Raw genomic sequence first — 19499 nt, forward strand, 5'->3', positions numbered from 1 at the left:
CAGGTTTCGAACGTCGAAGAGGTAGGGCCCGAATCTTTGCATTACAATGACAAACCGTCGCTTTGCCGCAGCCGTCGAAACCAGCACGGGCCTAAGATCCGATATGCGGGCCCCTGCCCCGCGCGTGCGCCAGTTCGACCTGACGCTGGCGCTCGGCATAGCGCCGGCGGTCCTCGTCCGAACGGGCATCGAAGCAATGCGGACACGAAACGCCAGCGGCAAATTCAGGCGACAGCCGTTCGCTCGGCGTCAGTGGATGGCGACAGGCGCGACACAGTTCGGCCTCGCCCTCGGCGAGGCCGTGCGACACCGAAACCCGCTCGTCGAAGACGAAGCACTCGCCTTGCCACAGGCTCTGTTCGGGCGGAACATCCTCGAGGTATTTGAGGATGCCGCCCTTGAGGTGAAACACGTCCTCGAAGCCGAGCGACCTGACATAGGCGGTCGCCTTCTCGCAGCGTATGCCTCCGGTGCAGAACATCGCGACCTTGCGGCCTTCGAGCTCTGCCCGGTGCGCTTCAACCCAGGCCGGAAACTCGCGAAAGCTTGCCGTTGCCGGATCGACCGCCCCCTTGAAGGTTCCGATCGACACTTCGTAGGCGTTGCGGGTGTCGATGACGATCGTGTCGGGCTCGGAAATCAGCGCGTTCCAGTCGGCCGGCGCGACATAAGTGCCGGCGTTTGTCGTCGGGTCGATATCCCCGACACCCATGGTGACGATCTCGCGCTTCAACCGCACCTTCATGCGGTGGAACGGCATTTCCGCAGCCACGCTGTACTTGACCTCGAGGCCGGCCAGTCCTTCGAGGGCTTCGAGATGCGCGATCAGGGCGGCGATGTCGGCCTCGCTGCCGGCAACGGTGCCGTTGATGCCCTCACGTGCCAGCAGTAAGGTGCCCTTGATGCCGCGCCCGCAGCAGAAGGCCGCGAGCGGCGCGCGCAATTGCTCGAAGGCGTCGAGCCGGGCAAACCGGTAGAGCGCGGCGACGCGAAAAGGTTGAGGCGTGGACGAAGTCATTGCCGAAGCCACTAAACGCTCATGCAAGCCGATTCAAGGCAGAGCCGGAGATCTTCCTCCATGGGGAGAAGAGCTGACTGATCCCGACTGCGTGACATCGCGACACGGCTGGTTTCGTGGACAGGAAAACGACCTTCTGCTAATCGGTTGAATTGTCCAGATCACGGAGAGACGAAGTGCCCAGCAAGACCGAAAAGCTCCTGTCGCTCCTCAACGGCCAACCGGTCATTCCGGTGCTGAAGATCACCAATGTCGCTGACGCCGTACCGCTGGCGCGCGCTCTGGCACGCGGCGGGCTGCCGGCAATCGAGATCACGCTCAGAACCGCCGATGCGCTGGAAGCGATCCGTCGGGTGGCAGCCGAGGTCAAGGAAGCCATCGTCGGCGCCGGCACCATTCTCGATGCCCGCCAGTTCGACGAGGCCGCCGCCGCGGGCTCGCGCTTCATCGTCAGCCCGGGCATCACCCGCGAGCTTCTGGCCGCGGCCGCCGACAGCGAGGTTCCGCTGTTGCCCGGCGCCATCACGCCCGGCGAGATTATGGCCGCGCGCGAGGCGGGCTTGCGCTTTCTCAAGTTCTTTCCGGCCGAGCAGTCGGGCGGTATCGCCTCGCTGAAGGCCTTCGCTTCGCCGCTCGCCGATGTGAAATTCTGCCCAACAGGCGGCATCACCGGCAAGAACGCGGCCGATTATCTCAGCCTGCCCAATGTCGTCTGCGTCGGCGGCTCCTGGGTGGCGCCCGACGACTTGGTCAAGGCGGGCAAGTGGGACGAGATCGAAGCCCTGGCGTGCGCGGCGAGCAAGCTCGCGAAGTAAGACCTTTCCTTACGGCATGAAAGCCCGGCCGAGCTGCGTCGACCGGGCTTTGCTGGATCGCCCTCAGGCCGCTTAATTGCAGGCCATGACCTTCTCGACCACCTTGTGGTGATGCCGCCAATGCATGACCACCTTGGTTCGGCAGTGCTTTTTCATCCCATGCATGTGGTCGGTGGTCTTGACGATCATGGTAGCGGCCTGCGTTGGAGCGATGGCCGCCAAAGCGGTTGCCAACGCAATGACCGATGCCAACAGAATGCTCTTCATGGATATCCCGGGTTTGAATGAACTTGGGAGAAACCGTTGAATTGGCGAGCCGTTCCACGATCACTGCAATGTCAGACTGTCGTGATCGGACTTACAGGGGCGGTGCGACCGCGCCCGGCCGCGCAACAAAAAGCCGCGCAGGTTGCCCGGCGCGGCTCTGTTGATTGCTTGGTCCGTTACTTGGTCTGGAAGCGGGCGACCGACAGGAACTTGACGGCATTGCCGGTGAAGCGGTTGGCATCGGCCACCTGGTTGCCCGGCTGGAAGCCGGCAGTGTAAACCTCGCTCGGCGGCGTATGCACGATGTTGTAGGCATAGCCCGGCGCCGTCGTCGCGCTCGAAACGGTGGCGACATTGTCGCCACTGGTCAGCGCCCAGCGAGCAGCCTGCGGCGCGGCGGCAACCACCATGGCCTTGGGGCCGGGTTTCAGGTCGCGGGCGGTGGGCCTCGATTCCTTGCGCGTCGTCTTCACGCCTGCGCCGATCGCGGCGACCGGGTCGGAGCCGGCCGGGCGGGCAGCGACTGCCTCGCGCGGCGATGCCGCATCGGCGCCCGATGGATCGTTGAAGGCAGAACGCGGCTCGGACAAGGAAGCGACCTGGTAGTCGTCAGCTGCCTCGCCGACCTGGGCGTTGGCCTCGTCGAGCACTGCCTTTACCGCATCCGGCTTGGTCGTCTCGGGCCGTGCCGACGGCAGCACAGAGAACGCGTCGGTCGCGGTCTTGCCTTGCTCAGCCGTATTGGCCAGCGCCATCAGCACATCCTTGCTGGGCGGCGGAGCCAAGGCTGCCGGCAGCGTGCGCTCGGGACGCCATGTCGGCAACGGTATGTTGTTGACGGCAACCTGTGCCGGATCGGCGGAAGCCGATGCATCGGCCGTGCCGAAAGGAACGCTGGCCGGCGCCTGCGCGGTCGCCACGGCCTGTTCGGTGGTGGCCGTCGCATCCGCCGTGCCGAACGGCACGGTCTCAGGCTGCTGAGCGCCAATATCGGCCTTCGGCCGCGGCGCGAAATCGGGCAGCGGAATCTCGCGGGCAGGCAGCGCCGCGATAATCGTCTCCGGCGTATCCTTTTCCGGCTCCTGAACCTGCTCTTCGGCGACCTGCGGAATTTCGGCCCGCTGCGCGTTCTCAGGCGCAACGATGGCGATGCCCGGCAGGTTGCTGGTCTTGGCTGCCGCGGCCGGCTTCACGTTTCTAGCCTTGGGCGGAGGCGCAGCCGAAGCGGTCTCGACATCGGCGCTATCGTCAGCCTCGTCGTCGCCGCCGCCAAAGAAAGCCGACAGGAATCCACCCGACTTCTTGCCACTGCCACCGGCGCTGGCCATCTCGATGGCCGGAGCGCCAGAACCCCTGCGCGCCTTGTAGGAGGCAAGCGCCTGCTCGTAGCCGGGCAGAGGCCTGCCGTCGCTCGGCACATGCAGCGTCTTGCCATTGGGGAACAGGCTGACCAGTTCCTGGCGGCTGATGCCGGGCCAGTGGCGCACGTTGCCGACATCCATATGGACGAACGGCGAACCGGATGTCGGGTAGTAGCCGACGCCGCCGCCCTGCATCCTGAGACCGATGTTGCGCAGCTTCTTCAGCGGCACGCCGGGAATGTAGAAGTCCATCGCCTTGCCGAGCATATGCTGGCTCTTTTCGGCGACACCCTTGCTGCGGCTGCGCAGCATCGAGTTCGTCGACGGCGAGCGATAGCCGCATACAACCTGGATGTAGTCCGAGGAGCCGCTTTCCCGATAGGCTTCCCAGACCAGGTCCAGCAGGCGCGGATCCATCTTGGTCGGCTCATTGCGACGCCAGTCGCGCAGAATGATGTTGATCTTCCTCAGGCCCTCCGGATCGTAGCGGCCATTGCGCTTGTAGACGATCTCGGCCTTCTCATGCGTGTGGAGGTGGTAAAGCTTCAGCGAACGTGTGTCGGCGCTGGCGCCCGTGGCGGCCGCGGCAACAAAACCAAATGCGACAATCAACGCTGCCAGCCACTTCGGCCAGACGCTCACGTGATGGTGCCGCCCGTCTGTGTGTCGTTCGATTCTGTTCAAATCAAAAGGCCTTGCAGGCTGCCGTTTGTCCCCGGATTTGCCCAAACGGATGTGTCGTTTTCACATCCGAATATCGATCCTAATGGTTAATCATCGCTTATTGAAGCCGAAATGCGGTAACACCATGGCGATATCCCGTCAAAAATTGTTCACAGAGTTTCTTGGTAAACCGCTGGTTTAGATCATATTTCCGCCCTCGCACGAAACACGATCTGTTACCGTTAGCCTTAATGCGTGAACAGGCCTGTCCGTAGGCCTGCCGCATTTCCGCCAAAACCCGATACCGGGCCTATTCTGGCACTACAAGCTGGTCCCGGCCTTGCGTGAGAGGCACGGTCCGGGTTTTCGGACAAGGTCACGCACAAACTAGCAGACAGGAATCCAGATTCGATCTGAAAGGAATCTGGCTAGGAAGCGAGCCGTTCGACGCGGCCGGTCTCCGGGTCGATGCCGTATTCCTTGAGCTTGCGGTAAAGCGTCGAGCGGCCGATGCCGAGGCGGCGGGCGACTTCGCTCATCTGGCCGTTGTAGTGATCGATGGCGAGCTTGATCATCTCGAGTTCGACGTCGGCCAGCGCACGCACATTGCCGCGATCGTCGAGCGCCCGCAACGTGCCGAAGCGGGACTGAAGCCTGGCCGGCGGATCAAGCTCTGTCATCGAGGTGGCCTCGCCCGGTAAAGCTTGCTCGTCGCGCTGCTGGATGTCCAGGGGCAAGGATAGTGGCGGCCTGACGCCATCGGCATCGAGATTGACAGTGCCTTCCACCTGCGCCCGGATCTGCGGGAAATCCTCGGTGGTCAGCACATCGCCTTCGCAAAGCACCGAGGCCCGGAAGACGGCATTTTCGAGTTGCCGGATGTTTCCGGGCCAGTCATAGGCCTGCAGCACGGCGAGCGCCGCGGCCGAGATGCCTTGCAGCCGATGACGCGGGTCGGCCGGCGCCACCTTCTGCATGAAATGCGCGACCAGATAGGGAATGTCGTCGCGACGGTCGCGCAGCGGCGGCACGAAGATCGGGTAGACGTTCAGCCGGTAGAACAGGTCCTCGCGGAACTTGCCGTCCTTGACCTGTTGCAGCAGGTTGCGGTGCGTCGCCGAAATCAGCCTGATGTCGACCCTGACTGTCGAGCGGCCGCCGACCGGATCGACCTCGCCATCCTGCACGGCGCGCAGGAGCTTGACCTGCACGTCGAGCGGCAGGTCGCCGATCTCGTCGAGGAACAGCGTGCCCGAATGCGCCTCGACGAACTTGCCGGTGTGCTTGTCGGTGGCGCCAGTGAACGAGCCCTTCTCGTGACCGAACAGGATCGATTCGACCAGATTGTCGGGAATGGCGCCGCAATTGACGGTGACGAAGGGTTTCGAGCGGCGGTCGCCGCTGCCCTGGATGGCGCGCGCCACCAGTTCCTTGCCGACGCCCGACTCGCCCTCGATCAAGATCGGTATGTTGGATGCCGCCGCCTTCTGGCCAAGGCGGATCACCCTGTCCATGGCCGGGCCGTGGGTGATCATGTCCTTGAAGGTCAGAAGGCCGCCGCGACGGCGCGACGTGCGTTTGACCTCGCCCTCGACGGCCTCGACCTTGAGCGCATTGCCGATCGACGCCTGCAGCCTGTCGGGAGACGCTGGCTTGACGACGAAATCGAAAGCGCCGTGGCGCATCGCCGAGACCACGGTCTCGATGCCGCCCTGGGCGGTCTGCACGATCGTTGGGACATTTATGTCGCGCTCGCGCATCGCCTTCAGCACGCCGATGCCGTCGAGACCGGGCATGACCAGATCGAGGATGACCACCGAGACGTCGCGGGCGCCGGGCCCATCAAGGACATCGAGCGCGGCCGCGCCGCCGTCGACGACGATTGCCGTATGGCCGAACCGCGTCACGGCGGCCTCCAGCAGCCGGCGCTGCACGGGATCGTCATCGACTATGAGTATGGAACCTGTCATGACTAGTACGACTATGCCCGCCCGAGGAATTCTGCCCTGTGGACCATCTTGGCACAGGGTTCTAAATAAGGTTTCAAAAAACCCGGTGAACGAATTCCTTAGGATTTGACCGGCTTCACGTTTCTCCTTGAACCTTGGTCACGGAAGGTGTTGGCAATGCGCATGGTTTCTGGTCGTCAGCTTGCGGCGCCAACGTCCAGTCAGGGCGCGGCAGAGCTTGGCGACCTGCCGGAGTGGAACCTTGCCGATCTCTATGCCGGCATGGAGGCGCCGGAACTGAAGCGCGACATCGCCAAGGCCGCCACTGACGCGATCAGCTTCGAGAGCCGCTGGAAGGGCACGCTGGCCGCCGAGGCCGGGCGCGGCAGCGCCGGCAGGCTGGGCGAGGCGCTTGTCGCCTACGAGGCGCTGGAGGAACTGATCGGCCGCATCGTCTCCTATGCGGGATTGATCTACGCCGGGAACACCGCCGATCCGCAGCGCGCCAAGCTCTATGGCGACATCCAGGAGAAGATGACCGACGCCAGCGCCCATCTTCTCTTCTTCACGCTCGAACTCAACCTGATCGACGACGCGGCGATCGAAGGCGCGCTGGCCGCCGATCCCGCGTTCGGCCACTACCGGCCATGGGTGCTCGATCTGCGCAAGGACAAGCCCTACCAGCTCGAGGATCGCGTCGAACAGCTCTTCCACGAGAAATCGATCACCGGGCGCGGTGCCTGGAACCGCCTGTTCGACGAGACGATGACCGACCTTCGTTTCGACATCGATGGCGAGGAGCTGACGTTGGAACCGGCGCTCAACCGCCTGCAGGATGCCGATGGCGAGGTGCGCCGGCGGGCCTCCGAGGCGCTGGCCGCGACCTTCCGCAAGAGCCTGCGCACCTTCACGCTGATCACCAACACCTTGGCCAAGGACAAGGAAATATCCGACCGCTGGCGCGGCTTCGAGGACATCGCCGATTCACGTCATCTCGCCAACCGTGTCGAGCGCGGCGTGGTCGATGCGCTCGACACCGCGGTGCGCGAGGCGTATCCGCGCCTGTCGCACCGCTACTACGCGATGAAGGCACGCTGGCTGGGTATGGAGGTGATGAACCACTGGGACCGCAACGCGCCGTTGCCGGATACGCCGCAGGCGATCATCGGCTGGGACGAGGCCAGGAACACCGTGCTTTCCGCCTATCAACGTTTTTCGCCCGACATGGCCGAGATCGCGCGAACCTTCTTCGACCGCAACTGGATCGACGCGCCGGTGCGGCCGGGCAAGTCGCCCGGCGCCTTCGCGCATCCGACCGTGCCGTCGGCGCATCCCTATGTCCTGCTCAACTACATGGGCAAGCCGCGCGATGTGATGACGCTGGCGCACGAGCTTGGCCATGGCGTGCATCAGGTGCTGGCCGGCGGCCAGGGCGCGCTGATGGCCTCGACGCCGCTGACGCTGGCCGAAACGGCGTCGGTCTTCGGCGAGATGCTGACCTTCCGCTCGCTGCTCGACCAGACCTCCGACAGGCGCGAGCGCAAGGCCATGCTCGCCCAGAAGGTCGAGGACATGATCAACACGGTCGTGCGTCAGATCGCCTTCTACGAATTCGAGCGCAAGGTGCATGCCGAGCGCAAGAATGGCGAACTGACCTCCGACAGGCTGGGCCAGTTCTGGCTGGAGGTGCAGGCTGAAAGTCTCGGGCCGGCGATCAAGCTGCGCGAAGGCTACGAGGTGTTCTGGACCTACATCCCGCACTTCATCCATTCGCCCTTCTACGTCTATGCCTATGCTTTCGGCGACTGCCTGGTGAACTCGCTCTACGCGGTCTACCAGAACGCCGAGCGCGGCTTCCAGGACAAGTATTTCGAGATGCTGCGCGCCGGCGGCACCAAGCATCATTCCGAGCTTCTGGCCCCCTTCGGCCTCGACGCCACCGATCCCGCCTTCTGGCAAATCGGCTTGGGCGTGATCAGCGGCCTGATCGACGAACTCGAAGCGCTCGACGCATGAAACGCATCTCGTAGATCTCATCTGTTCGCAAAGCAGTTTAGCCGGAATGCATATGGGGAACGGCTCTATTCTTGGCCTAAATATCCGTTCTTGAAGTACTCTCCACGGAAGTTTTCCGATAGCTTTCCACAAGCTCTATGGTAGCTTCGCTCCAAGCTCAGCCGGAGCCCATGCGGATCGGCGAGGAGAAGTCTCAGCCGGACGTGGCGCTCAGGCGAACGCGACAACGGCCGTTGGCCATGGGCAAGCAAAGCCATCGCCGACAGCTCGACCGAAGCCGGCTGTTCTGCGAACCCGCGGAACCACCATCGAGTAGTCCTTAGCCGAAAGTCATGGCCTCATGCCACGGCAGACGGACCTGACTGGAGAAAGAGACAATGGGCACTTTTTTCTACATGCTCCTGGCGTTCCTTGTGGGTTTGTTGGTTGGCTGGTTCATCTGGGGGCGTCTGCGTGGTGAGCTCGACAGCGTGCGCGGCGACCTCGACCGCACACGCAGCGAACGCGACAGGCTGCGCGCCGACAGCGACCGCCTGACCGGCGAACTGGATGCATGCGGCAAGACCCGCGCCGACCTCGAGCGCCGGCTGCGCGAAGCGCAGGCAACGCCCGCTGCCGGGACCAGCGCGGCAAAGCCGGCCAGCCAGGCGCCCGCGGCTTTGATGTCGACACCAGCGCCAGCCAAATCCGCTCCCGCAAAGCCTGCACCCGCCAAGCCGGCCGCCGCGAAGGTCGCCCCTGCAAAATCGGCGGCGCCAAAGCCAGCCGCGGCGAAACCCGCGGCCAAGGTAACGGCGCCAGCCAAATCCGTGGCGAGCAAGCCGGCCGCCACGGCCTCGGCAGCCAAGAGTTCGGCCGCGCCAAAGGCGGCGGCCGCCAAGAAAGCGGCGCCGGCGACAGCCAAGCCAGCATCCGGAAAGCCCGATAATCTACGCCGGTTGATCGGCATTGGCCCGGCCAACGAGAAGCTGCTCAAGGCGCAGGGTGTCACCAGCTTCGCCCAGATCGCAGCCTGGACCGCCGCCGACATCAAACGGATCGAGGATGTCATGAACTTCGACGGCCGCATCGCGCGCGAACGCTGGATCGAGCAGGCCAAGCTGCTCGCCGCCGGCAACGAGAAGGAATTCGCCAAGCAGTTTCCGACGGCGGGAACCGCCAGCAACACCTGAGCGGTTGGCAAGCTCCAACGATTGCAACCGGCGGCGCAACCAGGGCGCCGCCGGTTTGCTTTTGGCCGCGAGGTCGGCTCAGAAGCCTTCCCGAAGGTCGGCCCAAAAGGTCGGCCCAAAGGTCGGCTTTGAGGGAGAGGCTGCCGTTCCCTCGATTGCGCGTGAGCGGCCCCCCATATAGAGCGGTCGATGGCTTCATAGACCGCAGCATCCGAGTCCCATGTCCCTGCCCGCCGCAATTTTCCGCAACGACGAAAGCGCGCGCGAGCTCGTTTTCGACCGGCCGGCCGAAATCATCGTGGCGCATGAGGCAAAGGATTTCGGACCGGCGCTGGCGGCGGCCCAGGCCGCGCACGATGCCGGCAAATGGCTGGCCGGCTATTTTTCCTACGAGGCGGGCTACCTGCTCGAACCAAAGCTCGTTCCCCTGCTGCCGGACGGACGCCGCACCCCTCTTGTCTGCCTGGGTGTCTTCGATGCGCCTGTCGAACAGGCGGTGCCGCCCCGCAATGCCGCGGCGACCAACGGCCCGATCTTCGATGCTCGCGCAACCTGGTCGTTCGAGGACTACGAAAAGCGCTTCGCGCGGCTGCACCGGCACATCAGGCAAGGCGATTGCTACCAGGGCAACCTGACCTTCCCGGTGCATGCGCAATGGTCGGGCGACCCGCTGGCCGCCTTCGACGCGCTGACCGAACGCCAGCCGGTCAAGTATGGCGCGCTGGTCGCGCTCGGCGAGCCCATCGTGCTGTCGCGTTCGCCGGAGCTGTTCTTCGAGATCGACGCCAAAGGCATGATCGAGACGCATCCGATGAAAGGCACGGCGCCGCGTGGCGCGACCAAGGCGCAGGACGAACGGCAGAAGATCTTCCTGCGCAACGACGAGAAGAACCAGGCCGAAAACCGGATGATCGTCGATCTCCTGCGCAACGATATATCGCTGATTAGCGAGGTCGGCACGCTGGAGGTGCCGGCGCTGTTCCGCATCGAGACCTATCCGACCGTCCACCAGATGGTGAGCGACGTCAGGGCAAGACTACTGCCCGGCCTCACCATCCGCCAGATCTTCGCGGCGCTGTTTCCTTGCGGTTCGATCACCGGTGCGCCAAAGATTCGCGCCATGGAGATCCTGCACGACCTGGAGGCAACGCCGCGCGACGTCTATTGCGGTGCCATCGGCTGGATCGCGCCCGGCGGCACGATGCGCTTTTCCGTGGCGATCCGCACCATCTCGCTCTTTTCCGGCGGCGAGGCAGTCTACAATGTCGGTGGCGGCATCGTCTTCGATTCGACGGCGCAGGAGGAGTATCAGGAGTGTCTCTTGAAAGCGCGCTTCGCGACGGGAACGCCGCCAATTTCGACCTGATCGAGACCATGCGGTGGGAACCCGGCTCGGGCTTTCTGCGGTTCGAGCGCCATCTGGCGCGTCTCTACGGGTCGGCGGCGGAACTGGGCTTCCGCCATGATCCGGGCAAGGTCGGCGAGGCCCTGAGCAGCGCGGTAAACCGGTCCGGCATTGCATTGCGCACGCGCCTCGTCCTGTCGCGCGACGGCGAGGTGTCCGCCTCCGCGCAGCCCTATGAACCCCTCGCCGCCAACAAGGTCTGGGTGCTGCGGCTGGCGCGGACAAGGCTCGATTCGCACGACATGCTGCTGCGTCACAAGACCAGCCGGCGGCAGGTCTACAGCCACGCCCGCGCCGAATATCTCATCACCCAGGCCGACGAGGTGCTGCTGGCCAATGAGCGCGGCGAAATCTGCGAAGGCACCATCACCAACGTCTTCGCCGATCTTGGCGACGGCATGCTGGCGACGCCCCGGCTCGACTGCGGCCTGCTGCCTGGTGTATTGCGCGCGGAGCTTCTGGATGAAGGCCGCGCACACGAGGCGATATACAGCTTGGCTGATCTGCAATCCGCCAAGGCGCTGTTCGTTGGCAACTCGCTGCGCGGACTGATCCCTGCGAGACTCGCCTGAGAGCCAAACTTATCCGAGAGAATGCCATGTTCATCGTTTCGCTGAACTACAAGGTGCCGCTGACCGAGATCGACCGCTTGCAGGCGGCGCATGTCGAATGGCTGAAGGCCTGCTATGCGGAAGGTATCTTCGTCGCCTCCGGGCCGAAGAAACCGCGGACCGGCGGCATCATCATCGCGCGCGGCTCTCGCGACGTGCTTGACGCCAGGTTGACCGCCGACCCTTTCGCCAAGGCAGGCGCGGCCGATTACGATGTCACCGAATTCGTGGCGAGGATGACCGCGGCCGGGCTCGACACTTTCAGGGAAGCATGAGCTTGGCCAAGGTCCTGCCCACCCATACGCCCTATGACGGCTCGTCGAAACTCTTCACCATCGGGCTGAAGCCGCTCGATCCGGCGGACTGGATCGAGGTCGACGACCATCTGCTGCCATATCTCGCCGAGAAGCGCCGGCTCTATGCCGAAATCCCCGAGCGGGTTTTCGTCGAGGAGGACGACACGCGAGACGCCCAGCAGGAAGTGCTCGACCTGCTCGGCACGCATTTGCTGGAGAAGTTTCCCGACACCTATCGGAGGACCGGTTTGGGCGTCGAGGCAGTGGGCGCGGCGAGCCGTCTCACAGCTCCTTCCGGTCTCGATGGCGCCCCGCTTGTCGCGGCCTCGCTGCTCATCCAGGAAGATCTGATACTGATGCGCCGCGACGACAATGGCTGGCGGCTTGTCGCCGGCTCGCTGTGCTTTCCCTCGTCCTGGTCGCTGGTCGAGAAATTCGGCCGGCCGCTGCAGGATATCCATGCGCCGGTGCCGGGTTTCGGTCCGGGCACAAGGCCCGCCGAGCTGATCAACCGCATGTTCGACGGCCTCCAGGGCCAGGCCGTCGAGCGCTACAACTGGTCGATCCAGTCGGGCGACGCACTCTATCATCCGCTCTCCGACCTGCAGCGCATCGACCGCGCCACCAACCGCCCGTCGCGGTTTCCGGATGGCGACATCGACGCGCATGCCTTCATCCGCGTCGAGCGGCAGACGCTGAGGAAGCTGCCGGTATCGCGCGACATCCTGTTCACCATCCGCATCCACCTCGATCCCCTGGCGGTGCTGGCGCGGCATCCGGATCGGGGGAAGCTCGCGATGTCTTTCGCCGCCCAGCTCGAAGCCCTCGATCTCGCCCAGCTCGACTACAAGGGCCTGACATCAGATCGCGACCGGCTGGTCGTCGTCCTTAACCACATGGCCAATGACGCGTAGCCGCTGGTTGGCGCTTTTCGCTGGTTTGTGACAATGATCTGTGATGTAGCGCATGGCCGCCGGGCAAAAATGCCCAGTTTTTGCGCGTGTTTTCCACGGTTTCCTAAGTTTTGAAGGAGTGTTCGATAAAATGGCGACTGAAAACTGGCCCGTTTACGGTGAGATCACCGGCCCTGTCGTGATGGTCGGCTTTGGTTCGATCGGCCGGGGAACGCTGCCGCTGATCGAACGCCATTTCAAGTTCGACAAGTCGCGCATGACGGTCATCGACCCGCGCGACACCGACCGCAAGCTGCTCGACGAGCGCGGCATCGCCTTCGTTCAGGAAGCCGTGACCGAGAAGAACTACAAGAAGCTCTTGACGCCACTTCTGACCAACGGTGGCGGCCAGGGCTTTTGCATCAACCTGTCGGTCGATACCGGCTCGGTGGATCTGATGCGGCTCTGCCGCAAGCTCGGTGTGCTCTACATCGACACCGTCGTCGAGCCATGGCTTGGTTTCTACTTCGATGCCAATGCCGACAATGCCAGCCGCACCAACTATGCGCTGCGCGAGGCGCTGATCAAGGAAAAGCACGACAAGCCCGGCGGCGCGACGGCGGTCTCCACCTGCGGCGCCAACCCCGGCATGGTCTCGTGGTTCGTCAAGCAGGCGCTGGTCAACCTCGCCACCGATCTTGGCCTCGAGTTTTCCGAACCCGCACAGGAAGATCGCGAGGGCTGGGCCAAGCTGATGAAGAAGGCCGGCGTCAAGGGCATCCACATCGCCGAGCGCGACACCCAGCGCGCCAAGAAGCCGAAGCCGATGAATGTGTTCTGGAACACATGGTCGGTCGAGGGCTTCATCTCCGAAGGCCTGCAGCCCGCCGAGCTCGGCTGGGGCACGCATGAGAAGTGGATGCCGAAGAACGCCAAGAAGCACAAGAATGGCTCCAAGGCCGCGATCTATCTGGAGCAGCCCGGCGCCAACACGCGGGTGCGCTCATGGTGCCCGACGCCCGGCCCGCAATACGGCTTCCTGGTCACGCACAACGAGGCGATCTCGATCGCCGATTTCTTCACCGTGCGCGGCAAGAAGGGCAAGGTGCATTACCGCCCGACCTGTCACTATGCCTACCATCCCTGCAACGACGCGGTGCTGTCGCTGCACGAGATGTTCGGCGCCGCCGGCAAGTCTCAGCCGGTACACCATGTGCTCGACGAGAATGAACTGGTCGACGGCGTCGACGAACTCGGCGTGCTGCTCTACGGCCACGACAGGAACGCCTACTGGTACGGCTCGCATCTCTCGCTCGCCGAGGCGCGCAAGCTGGCCCCCTATCAGAACGCCACCGGCCTGCAGGTCACCTCGGCGGTTCTCGCCGGCATGGTCTGGGCATTGGAAAACCCGCAGGCCGGCATCGTCGAAGCCGACGAGATGGACTACAGGCGCTGCCTGGAAGTGCAGTCCCAGTATCTCGGGCCGGTCGAGGGCCACTACACCGACTGGACGCCGCTCGATAACCGCCCCGGCCTGTTCCCGGAAGACCTCGACCGGAACGACCCGTGGCAATTCCGCAACATCCTCGTTCGATAGCACCCTGCGGAGCATATCTCCCTGCCTTGCAATCGCCCGGAAATCGGGCGATTGAAGGGATGCGGACGAGATCGACCTGCGTCCATTTGGACGCACAAAGTGCGCTCTCGAAACTTGGATGCACGCATCGTGCTTTCCGAAAATCGATTCCGGTTTTCGGGCCGATGCGAGAGAGAGGATTTTCATATGACCATTGCGCGTAAAGTTCTTTCGATGAGCATGGCTGGCGCCCTTGCGACGATGCTTGCCGCTTGCGCCACCAGCGGCCCTGATCAGCCGCCGATGGCGGCCTCGCCGAAAGGCGTCGAAGGCTCATGGATCGATGCCAAGGGCACCGGCCTTTCGACCTTCGCCGGCGGTACCTTTACGACAGTCGCCACCGACACAGGCCAGAAGCTTGCCGACGGCAGCTACACGATGACCGGTGCCACTTCGGTGCAGATCAACGGCACCTCGCTGATCCGCCAGACGCCGGTCAGCTTCAACTGCCTTATGGTTTCGACAAGCCAGCTCAACTGCACCAGCGCCTCAGGCCAGAATTTCGTGCTGACACGGCGCACCTGAACCAGCGCACCCATTCCTGCAGGACGGCGGCCAATGGCCGCCGTCCTTTTTTATGCCGGCAAAGCGCACCCGGATTTCCGCTTGCGTCATCCGGAACGCGATGGGAACATGGCCAAAACGCCGACTGTCATGTTCCAGTCTAGCAAGAGCGTTAAACGCCTCTGATCAGCTTTCCGGGAGACGAAGATGAAGAAACTTGCCGCCATTGCCGCCCTTTCCGCCTCCGCGCTCGGCCTGTCGGCTGGCGCATCCTTTGCCGACTACACGCTGAACATCCTGCACATCAACGACTGGCACAGCCGCATCGAAGGCAACAACAAATACGAGTCGACCTGCTCGGCCGAGGAGGAGACCAAGGGCGAATGCATCGGCGGCGCGGGCCGGCTGATCACCGCGATCGCCCACGAGCGCAAGAAGCTGGAAGGCCAGAACGTGCTGCTGCTCAGCGCCGGCGACAATTTCCAGGGCTCGCTGTTCTATACGACCTACAAGGGCAAGGTCGAAGGCGAGTTCCTCAACGAGATGAAGTTCGACGCCATGGAACTCGGCAACCATGAGTTCGATGACGGCGAAACGGCGCTGGCGCCGTTCCTCGACATGATCAAGTTTCCGGTGCTCGGCGCCAATGTGAAGGCCAACGCGCAGTCCAAGCTCGGCGACCGCGTCAAGCCGTCGATCGTCATCGAGGTCGGTGGCCAGAAGATCGGCATCGTCGGCGCCGTCACCAACGACACGCCGGAACTCGCCTCGCCCGGCCCCAACATCACCATTGAGGACGACGTCAAGTCGATCACCGCCGAGGTCGAGAAGCTGAAGGCACAGGGCGTCAACAAGATCATCGCGGTCACCCATATCGGCTACAGGCGCGAGCGCGATGTCATCGCCAAGATTCCGGGCATCGACGTCGTCGTCGGCGGCCACAGCCATTCGCTGCTGTCGAACACCGACCCGAAGGCTGAAGGCCCCTACCCGACGATGGTCGACAATCCGGACGGCTACAAGGTGCCGGTGGTGCAGGCGGCCTCGTATTCGAAATATCTCGGCGAGTTCAAGGTGGTGTTCGACGACAACGGCGTCGTCAAATCGGCGAGCGGCGACCCGATCTATCTCGACAAGTCGATCACGCCTGACCCTGCCGTGCTCGCCCGCATCAAGGAACTTGGCGCGCCGATCGAGGCGCTGAAGAACAAGGAAGTGGCCGAGACCACCGACGTCATTGACGGCAGCCGCGAGAGCTGCCGCACCCGTGAATGCGCGATGGGCAACCTCGTCTCCGACGCCATCCTCGACCGCGTCAAGGGACAGGGCGTCGAGATCGTCATCTCCAATGGCGGCGGCCTGCGCGCCTCGATCGACAAGGGCACCGTGACCATGGGCGAGGTGCTGACCGTGCTGCCGTTCCAGAACACGCTGGCAACCTTCCAGATTTCCGGCAAGGACCTGGTGGCGGGGCTCGAAAGCGGTCTCAGCCAGATCGAGGACGGCGCCGGCCGTTTCCCGCAGGTCGCCGGCCTGAAATACTCCTTCGACAAGTCGGTCGCCCCCAATGCCGGCCGCGTCAAGTCGGTGGAAGTCATGGAGGGCGGCGTCTGGACGCCGATCAATCCGGACAAGGACTATCTCGTCGCCACCAACAATTATGTCCGCCAGGGCGGCGACGGCTACAAGGTCTTCGCCGACAAGGCCAAGAACGCCTATGACTACGGTCCGGGCCTCGAACAGGTCGTCGCCGACTATCTCGGCGCACACCGGCCGTATACGCCGAAGCTCGACGGCCGCATCACCGAGATCGCCGCGACCGTCGCGGCAGCGCCTGCCGCCGAACCAGTAAAGCCGGCCGAGCCCGCCAAACCTGCGGAGGCGGCTCCAGCAGCTCCGGCTGCAGAACCGGCAAAGCCAGCTGAAGCCGCGCCGGCACCCGCCGAACCGGCGATGCCCGCGCTGCCGGCCAATTCGGGCGATATCGCCGCCACGCCGCCGACCGTACCGGCCGAAACCGCACCGTCGACGCCGGCGCCCGCCGAACCGGCCAAACCAGCCGAGACGGCACCTGCGCCAGCGACCCCGGCGCCCGCTGCCGAGCCGGCAAAGCCGGCCGAGGCCGCTCCTGCCGAAAGCAGCCATGTCATCGTCGCCGGCGACACCTATTGGGATCTGGCCAAGAAGGCCTATGGCGACGCGACGAAGTGGAAACAGATTTATGAGGCCAACAAGGGCCAAAGGCCCCACCAGCTTAAGCTTGGCGCGACGCTGACCATCCCGGCGAAGTAGTCGCTTCGCCCCTTTCAACGGAAACCCGCCCGGGAATTCGGGCGGGTTTTCTGTCTTGAGCCCGGGGTGCGGCCAGACGCGGTATTGAAAGCGCGCGCGAGATGATTAGGTTCGCGTCTCCTGGAGAACCCTTATGACGCTTTCCACCCCTGTCGATCCCAAAGCCGCCAAGGCCGTCGGCCCGTTGCCGGCCGGACATCCGCCGGTCAAGGCTGGCAAGATCGGCGTCATGCTGATCAATCTCGGCACGCCCGACGGCACCGATTTCAAGTCGATGTGGCGTTATCTCCGGGAATTCCTGTCCGACCCGCGCGTCATCGAACTGAACAGGGCGATCTGGTATCCGATCCTCTATGGCCTGGTGCTCACCGCGCGACCGAAGAAGTCCGGTGCCAACTATGCCCGGATCTGGAACCAGGAGAGGAACGAGTCGCCGCTGCGCACCTACACCCGTGCCCAGGGCGAAAAGCTGGCCGGGGCGCTCGCCGACCTGCCCAATGTCGTCGTCGACTGGGCGATGCGCTATGGCAATCCTTCGACCGCGAGCGTCGCCCAGGGACTGGTCGAAAAAGGCTGCGACCGCATCCTGTCGTTCCCGCTCTATCCGCAATACTCGGCGACCACCACCGCCACCGCCAATGACCAGCTTTTTCGTGCCTTGATGAAGATGCGGGCAGCGCCGGCCATCCGCAGCGTGCCGCCTTACCATGACGAGCCCGTCTATATCGAAGCGCTCGCCCGTTCGATCGAACGGCATCTGGCGACGCTGGATTTCGAACCGGAGGTGGTCATCGCCTCCTATCACGGCATCCCAAAACCCTATTTCGAGAAGGGCGATCCCTACCATTGCCACTGCCAGAAGACGACGCGGCTGTTGCGCGAACGGCTCGGTTGGAGCGAGAAGAAGCTGATCATCACCTTCCAGTCGCGCTTCGGCGCACAGGAATGGCTGCAACCGTATACCGACAAGACGGTGGAGAAACTGGCCAAGGATGGCGTGAAGTCGATCGCCATCGTCAATCCCGGCTTTTCGGTCGACTGCATCGAGACGCTGGACGAAATCGGCCGCGAGGCGGCCGAGACCTTCCACCATGCCGGCGGCAAGAACTTCGCCCACATCCCTTGCCTCAACGACAGTGCCGAGGGCATGGCGGTGATCGAGGCGATGGTGCGGCGCGAATTGTCCGGCTGGGCATAAGGCAATTCCAGGAAAAGTGTGAAACGGTTTTCCGTCCGGAATTGCCTCAAACAAAGAGTTAGAGCGGCTCGCCGCTCTGACACCGGAACCACACATGCTTCGGAGCGTTGAGCCGCACCTCCGGAGAATTCAATGTCTCGTAAACTCGACCTAAGAACCGGCCGGCCCGTCTGGTCCGCCTATCGCGCGCCTGCTGTGCCGACGGATAGTCTGACAAGAGACGTGAAGACCGACGTGCTGGTCGTCGGCATGGGCATCAGCGGCGCCATGATCGCCGAGGCGCTGACGGCCGACGGCCATTCGGTAATCTGTATCGACCGCCGCGGCCCGCTGAAAGGCTCGACGCCCGCGACCACAGCACTGGTGCAGTTCGAAATCGACCAGCCGCTTTCGACGCTCTCGAAGATGATCGGCAAGGGCCCGGCGGAGCAGGCCTGGCGCCGCTCGCGGCTCGCCGTTTCCAACCTCGCCGCCCGCATTGCCGAACTCGGCATCAACTGCGGCCCGAGCCGCACCCAGTCACTCTATCTAGCCGGCACGATGCTCGGCCCATCGGAACTGCGTGATGAAGCCGACGCGCGTCGGCAAGCAGGCATCGCCGCGACCTATCTCACGCCGGCACCGCTGGCCGAGACATTCGGCATCGAGCGCGACGGTGCCATCCTCAGCCATGGCAACATCGCGCTCGACCCGCGCAAACTGACGGCCGGTCTGTTGCTCAAGGCACTCGAGCGCAAGGCACGCTTCTACGCCCCCGTCGAAGCGACGACGATCGAGGACAGCGCCGACGAGGTGGTCGTCGCGACCAGGGATGGCCAGACCATCACCGTACGGCATGTTGTCCTGGCCACCGGTTACGAACTGGTCGACGTCGTGCCGGCCGCGGCCCACCAGATCATCTCGACATGGGCGATGGCGACGCGCTCGCAATCGCGAAAGATCTGGTCCCAGGCGGCGTTCATCTGGGAGGCTTCCGACCCGTACCTCTATATGCGCGCGACAGCCGACGGCAGGGTCATCTGCGGCGGCGAGGACGAGGATTTTGTCGACGAGACACGGCGAGATCGACTGATCGCCGACAAGAGCGCGCGGATATCCGAGAAGCTTGGCCGGCTGTTTCCGCATCTCGATGTCAGGCCCGAATTCGCCTGGACCGGTTCTTTCGGCACCACCACCACCGGCCTGCCCTATATCGGTGCCATTCCCAGGCACCCCCGCATCCATGCCGTCATGGGCTACGGCGGCAACGGCATCACCTTTTCACAAATCGCGTCGGAGATTGTCTCAGCCTCGATCAACGGGCTGGAAGACACGGATGCAAGGCTGTTTGCGTTCAACCGCTGATCGCAAGCCTACAAACAATCCCTCATCACCTGATTGTAACGTTCCTGAAACACACTTAA

Annotated in this window: 17 protein-coding genes; 13 read left to right on the forward strand and 4 right to left on the reverse strand. The window is 63.7% G+C overall.

Features of this window, described 5'->3' with window-relative positions; translation table 11 throughout:
- Positions 1–91: 91 nt before the first annotated feature.
- Positions 92–1018 carry an oxygen-dependent tRNA uridine(34) hydroxylase TrhO gene (gene trhO / locus BLS48_RS11955; RefSeq protein ID WP_091577824.1) on the reverse strand — a complete coding sequence of 309 codons (927 nt, stop codon included), beginning with the start codon at positions 1016–1018 and terminating at the stop codon, positions 92–94.
- Between the two features lie 176 nt (positions 1019–1194).
- On the opposite strand from trhO, the gene BLS48_RS11960 reads away from it, so the two are divergent.
- Positions 1195–1833, forward strand: coding sequence for a 2-dehydro-3-deoxy-phosphogluconate aldolase (locus BLS48_RS11960; protein WP_091577825.1), 639 nt, complete (start codon positions 1195–1197; stop codon positions 1831–1833).
- 72 nt (positions 1834–1905) lie between these two features.
- Here the strand turns inward: BLS48_RS11960 and BLS48_RS11965 are convergent, their stop codons facing one another.
- The 3 genes from BLS48_RS11965 to BLS48_RS11975 all read right to left on the reverse strand — a co-directional run bounded on the left by BLS48_RS11965 (position 1906) and on the right by BLS48_RS11975 (position 6094).
- Positions 1906–2100, reverse strand: coding sequence for a hypothetical protein (locus BLS48_RS11965; RefSeq protein ID WP_091577827.1), 195 nt, complete (start codon positions 2098–2100; stop codon positions 1906–1908).
- A gap of 176 nt (positions 2101–2276) precedes the next feature.
- Positions 2277–4103, reverse strand: a complete 1827-nt coding sequence (locus BLS48_RS11970; RefSeq protein WP_091577828.1) for a peptidoglycan L,D-endopeptidase MepK — start codon at positions 4101–4103, stop codon at positions 2277–2279.
- Between the two features lie 449 nt (positions 4104–4552).
- Positions 4553–6094: a sigma-54-dependent transcriptional regulator gene (locus BLS48_RS11975; protein ID WP_091577830.1), complete on the reverse strand. Its 1542-nt coding sequence runs from the start codon at positions 6092–6094 to the stop codon at positions 4553–4555.
- Positions 6095–6250: 156 nt separating this feature from the next.
- Between BLS48_RS11975 and BLS48_RS11980 the strand changes: the two genes are divergently transcribed.
- From BLS48_RS11980 to BLS48_RS12030, 12 genes are all read left to right on the forward strand, one after another.
- Positions 6251–8089: a M3 family oligoendopeptidase gene (locus BLS48_RS11980; RefSeq protein ID WP_167365057.1), complete on the forward strand. Its 1839-nt coding sequence runs from the start codon at positions 6251–6253 to the stop codon at positions 8087–8089.
- A gap of 377 nt (positions 8090–8466) precedes the next feature.
- A complete protein-coding gene (locus BLS48_RS11985; protein WP_091577831.1) occupies positions 8467–9261 on the forward strand; it encodes a proton-conducting membrane transporter in 795 nt (264 codons plus the stop codon).
- Between the two features lie 220 nt (positions 9262–9481).
- A complete protein-coding gene (locus tag BLS48_RS11990; RefSeq protein ID WP_091577833.1) occupies positions 9482–10627 on the forward strand; it encodes an aminodeoxychorismate synthase component I in 1146 nt (381 codons plus the stop codon).
- Entirely contained in the window at positions 10576–11238 is a 663-nt protein-coding gene (locus BLS48_RS11995; protein ID WP_091578066.1) for an aminotransferase class IV family protein, read from the forward strand. The genes BLS48_RS11990 and BLS48_RS11995 overlap by 52 nt, the downstream gene beginning before the upstream one ends.
- A 26-nt stretch (positions 11239–11264) precedes the next feature.
- Positions 11265–11552, forward strand: coding sequence for a YciI family protein (locus BLS48_RS12000; protein ID WP_091577835.1), 288 nt, complete (start codon positions 11265–11267; stop codon positions 11550–11552).
- Entirely contained in the window at positions 11549–12487 is a 939-nt protein-coding gene (locus BLS48_RS12005; RefSeq protein WP_091577836.1) for a heme-dependent oxidative N-demethylase family protein, read from the forward strand. The genes BLS48_RS12000 and BLS48_RS12005 overlap by 4 nt, the downstream gene beginning before the upstream one ends.
- 130 nt (positions 12488–12617) lie before the next feature.
- The gene (locus tag BLS48_RS12010) at positions 12618–14063 is read left to right on the forward strand and encodes a homospermidine synthase (RefSeq protein WP_091577838.1); all 1446 of its coding nucleotides are present in this window, start codon (positions 12618–12620) and stop codon (positions 14061–14063) included.
- Between the two features lie 186 nt (positions 14064–14249).
- A complete protein-coding gene (gene omp10 / locus BLS48_RS12015) occupies positions 14250–14627 on the forward strand; it encodes an outer membrane lipoprotein Omp10 (RefSeq protein ID WP_091577839.1) in 378 nt (125 codons plus the stop codon).
- A 33-nt stretch (positions 14628–14660) separates the two neighbouring features.
- The gene (locus BLS48_RS36560) at positions 14661–14792 is read left to right on the forward strand and encodes a hypothetical protein (RefSeq protein ID WP_280142525.1); all 132 of its coding nucleotides are present in this window, start codon (positions 14661–14663) and stop codon (positions 14790–14792) included.
- Positions 14793–14813: 21 nt separating this feature from the next.
- Positions 14814–16898 carry a bifunctional metallophosphatase/5'-nucleotidase gene (locus BLS48_RS12020; RefSeq protein ID WP_091577841.1) on the forward strand — a complete coding sequence of 695 codons (2085 nt, stop codon included), beginning with the start codon at positions 14814–14816 and terminating at the stop codon, positions 16896–16898.
- A gap of 133 nt (positions 16899–17031) precedes the next feature.
- Positions 17032–18096 carry a ferrochelatase gene (hemH, locus tag BLS48_RS12025; protein WP_091577842.1) on the forward strand — a complete coding sequence of 355 codons (1065 nt, stop codon included), beginning with the start codon at positions 17032–17034 and terminating at the stop codon, positions 18094–18096.
- Between the two features lie 132 nt (positions 18097–18228).
- Positions 18229–19440, forward strand: a complete 1212-nt coding sequence (locus BLS48_RS12030; RefSeq protein WP_091577844.1) for an NAD(P)/FAD-dependent oxidoreductase — start codon at positions 18229–18231, stop codon at positions 19438–19440.
- Positions 19441–19499: the final 59 nt, after the last annotated feature.

Origin of the sequence: Mesorhizobium qingshengii (assembly GCF_900103325.1) — a bacterium.
Lineage (GTDB): Bacteria > Pseudomonadota > Alphaproteobacteria > Rhizobiales > Rhizobiaceae > Mesorhizobium > Mesorhizobium qingshengii.